Source organism: Acetitomaculum ruminis DSM 5522 (assembly GCF_900112085.1).
GTDB lineage: Bacteria > Bacillota > Clostridia > Lachnospirales > Lachnospiraceae > Acetitomaculum > Acetitomaculum ruminis.
Genome location: NZ_FOJY01000005.1, coordinates 1 through 3,762, shown reverse-complemented (window position 1 = coordinate 3,762; position 3,762 = coordinate 1). Strand labels below are relative to the sequence as shown.

The following is a 3,762-nucleotide window of genomic DNA, read 5'->3' as shown; positions in this document are numbered from 1 at the left end:
ACAAGCAGATGGATTTGCAGGCAGCCTTCCGTAATACGTTTAGCAAATCTCGTAAGAAGAATAACGGATTTCCTAAATTCAAATCTGCTAAACATAGTCGTAAATCTTATACTACGAAACAATCAAAAAGGTACGATTGCAATTATAGATAACAGCTTCATTAAGCTACCTAAAGTGGGCAATATAAAAGCTGTTATTCATCGTATTCCTGCAAGTAATTGGATTATCAAATCAGCTACCGTATCACAGGAATCAGATGGGAAATACTATATTTCAATACTCTTTGAGTTTGCTGATGTTGTAAACCCTTATGTGGCTGATAAAACTAATGCTATCGGACTTGATTATGCATCTGATGGTTTGTATGTAGACAACAATGGAAACGTTGGGACTAACCACAAATACTACCGTGAAAGCCATGATAAACTTGCTAAAGCACAACGTAGATTATCACGTATGCAAGGCTCTAAGAAGCATGAGACTAAATCCAATAATTACATCAAACAGCTTCGTAAGGTAAACAAAATCCATAGACATATCGCTAATCAGCGTTTGGATAACTTACATAAGATATCTACTGAGATAGCCAATCAGTATGATGTAGTTTGTGTAGAATCCTTAAATATGCGTTCTATGGCAAATCGCGGTTTTGGTAACGGTAAAGCCACTCTTGATAATGGATACGGCATGTTCCTGTCCATGCTTGAGTACAAGTTATCTGACAGAAATAAGTATCTTGTAAAAGTAAGCAAATGGTTTCCATCATCACAAATATGTCATTGTTGTGGCAGCCTTCATCCTGAAATGAAGAACTTACAGATCCGTAAAATGACTTGTGATTGCGGACTCACAGTAAGCCGTGACCAAAACGCAGCTATCAATATTCTAAATGAAGGATTACGACTACTTACTGAAGTAGCATAAAACCAAATATTGCAGTAGGGATGGAATAGCCCGAACTCATACGCCTGTGGACATTGTGTAAGACATTGAGTTACGTAATATCGTAGCCAACGCAGTAGTGGTTGAAACAGGAAGCTCCGACTTCTACAAGTCGGAGTAGTTCACAAATAAGTAATAATTTATTGATAATGGATGTTAAGCGTCATAGGTAAATGGGGAAAGAAAGTTGAGTAATGTATTTATTTTACGCAATCATGGAAATAAATTTAGATAAGGCTTTATAGGTTTTAGAATTAGAAAGGAATTTTATCGAATAAAAAAGATATATTTTTTTTGTGAATGTAGTGGGCTTTTTACCCTATGTTTGAGTGTATGGGGATTGTTGCAGATAAGGTTAAATAAACGTGTTCTTGTATATATGTATTATTTTTTGCTTGTCAGACTTTCGCTGATGAAGGGTGATAAGGTTATCGAGGTTATTCAAATATGCTGAAATCTTTTTTTGCTCTTCCATGGATGAAGGCATTTCGATAGTTACTTCGTCAAAAAATGCCTTTGTATCTACATTCAAAAGTCCATGATTTCTTGCTCCTTCAGCACAAATCATTGTTATATCTGAGTACCATTTAAGTGTATCAAAGAAGCATTCCAGGTAATCTGATTCTATGTCATCAGATGTTATCCCAAAACAAATATACAATGTTGATAAACAGCCTTGTTCATAGGCATTGAGTCGTTTTATAGAACCATAATCATATCCATTTGAATAGCTCTTGTTGTATGCAAATTCTCCCTTTTTCAGAAGGTAATAATTTGACATATCCTTTGCTGCAACTACTTTATTAAAGAAGTCACGTTGATCAATCAGACCGTATTGTGACGCAATGGTGAGAGGAAGATCTGATTCACCATTTTTATTCTTTCTTGTGATTCTTTCGCATAGTTCACCAAGCTTACGCTGTTCCCAAGAAACAGTAACACTCAAAATTACAAGAAATACAAAATCCCCCCCACAATGCTATTAAATAATCAACTAAAACGTTTTGTATAAGTAAATAAATCCCAGACCATAATAGATATGTAAATATTGAGAAAAAACACAAGTAGTATTATGATTATAGAAAAAGTATAAATATAATATGTAAAATTATAAAATTATACTTTAACTTGATAAGAAAAAATAGAAGGAGTAGGGAGAATATGGCAGAAAGTAAGGACTTACTACAGGTATTATGGAGTGGGGCAGATGAACTTCGTGGAAAAATGGATGCGAATGAATACAAAACCTATTTATTAGGTTTGGTATTTTTTAAATATTTGTCGGATTCATATTTGGCAAAAGCTTATGATTTAATAAATGATAAGACTCCGGATAACTTAGAAGAAGCTCAAAAAGAATATGAAGAGATAATGCTTACATCTGATGCAGAAGATTTGCTTGAAGAACTGAAACATTCTATGCATTATACCCTTAAGCCGGAAATGACATATGTAAGTATATTAAATGATGCAAAGAATAATCGATTTAACCGTGAAAAATTACAAGCCGCTTTTAATAGTATTCAGGAATCAGATGAACTTTTTAACGGATTATTTGCAGATGTTGATTTATATTCAAACAGACTTGGCACCGGGGATCAAAAACAAAGTACCACTATTGCAAATGTTATAAAGGTTCTTGAAGGAGCTGATTTAATTCATGCAGAAGGGGATGTATTGGGAAATGCATATGAGTATTTAATTGGTCAGTTTGCATCTGAAACAGGAAAGAAAGCTGGAGAATTTTATACTCCACACGGTCCGGCACAGATTCTTTGTAGAATAGCAATGTCAGGTCAGGAAAATAAGAAAGGATTACAGGTTTACGACCCTTGCATGGGTTCAGGTTCTCTTATGCTTAGCTGTAGAAATTATTCAAAAGAGCCGGATTATATTAAATATTATGGTCAGGAATTAATGCCATCTACTTATAATCTTGCCCGAATGAATATGTTCCTTCACGGTGTTCTTCCTGAAAATCAGCATTTGCGAAATGGTGATACTTTGGATGCCGATTGGCCAACAGATGAAGAAACTGAATTTGACGTAGTAACAATGAATCCGCCATATTCAGCAAAGTGGTCTGCTGCGGAAGGCTTTAAACAGGATGAGAGATTTATGGATTATGGTGGTAAACTCGCTCCTAAATCCAAGGCTGATTATGCATTTTTATTACATGGATTCTATCACTTAAAACAATCCGGAACTATGGCAATTGTACTTCCTCATGGTGTTTTATTTAGAGGGGCAGCTGAGGGAACAATTCGTGAAACTTTGTTAAAGAATGGTTCTATTTATGCGGTTATTGGATTGCCTTCAAATATGTTTTACAACACATCTATACCCACATGCATCATAGTATTAAAAAAACACAGAGAAGGAAGAGATGTTTTATTCATTGATGCTTCAAATCTTTTTGTAAAAGAAAAGAAGCAAAATGTTATGAACCTAGAACATATTGATAAGGTTCTTGAACTATATAACGACAGAAAGACAGTAGAAAAACAGACTTATTTAGCGTCTTTTGAGGATATTGAAGCTAATGATTTCAATCTTAATATTCCTCGTTATGTTGATACAAGTGAAGAAGAGGAAGAAATTGATTTAAAGAGCCTTACTACAGAAATTAAGCAAACTAATGATGAGATTAAGAGTGGTAAAGCCAAGCTTTTTCAGATGCTTTCAGATTTAACATTTGATTCAACTGAGACAAAAGAAGCTGTTAGCGGATTAATGAGCTTATTTGAGGAGGTGTAGAATATGGCAAATACACCTAAAATAAGATTTAAGGGATTTACTGACGCTTGGGAACAGCGTAAG

Annotated in this window: 3 protein-coding genes; 2 read left to right on the top strand and 1 reads right to left on the bottom strand. The window is 34.5% G+C overall.

Annotation, left to right across the window (positions count from 1 at the left end; translation table 11 throughout):
* Positions 1–924 (top strand): RNA-guided endonuclease TnpB family protein (locus BM153_RS04015; protein WP_242949068.1); only part of this gene is annotated, 924 nt, incomplete at its 5' end.
* Positions 925–1,297: 373 nt separating this feature from the next.
* Here the strand turns inward: BM153_RS04015 and BM153_RS04010 are convergent.
* Positions 1,298–1,888, bottom strand: coding sequence for a restriction endonuclease subunit S (locus BM153_RS04010; RefSeq protein ID WP_207649026.1), 591 nt, complete (start codon positions 1,886–1,888; stop codon positions 1,298–1,300).
* Positions 1,889–2,103: 215 nt separating this feature from the next.
* Here BM153_RS04010 and BM153_RS04005 point away from each other — a divergent pair, with 215 nt between their 5' ends.
* Positions 2,104–3,699, top strand: coding sequence for a type I restriction-modification system subunit M (locus BM153_RS04005; RefSeq protein ID WP_092871015.1), 1,596 nt, complete (start codon positions 2,104–2,106; stop codon positions 3,697–3,699).
* Positions 3,700–3,762: the final 63 nt, after the last annotated feature.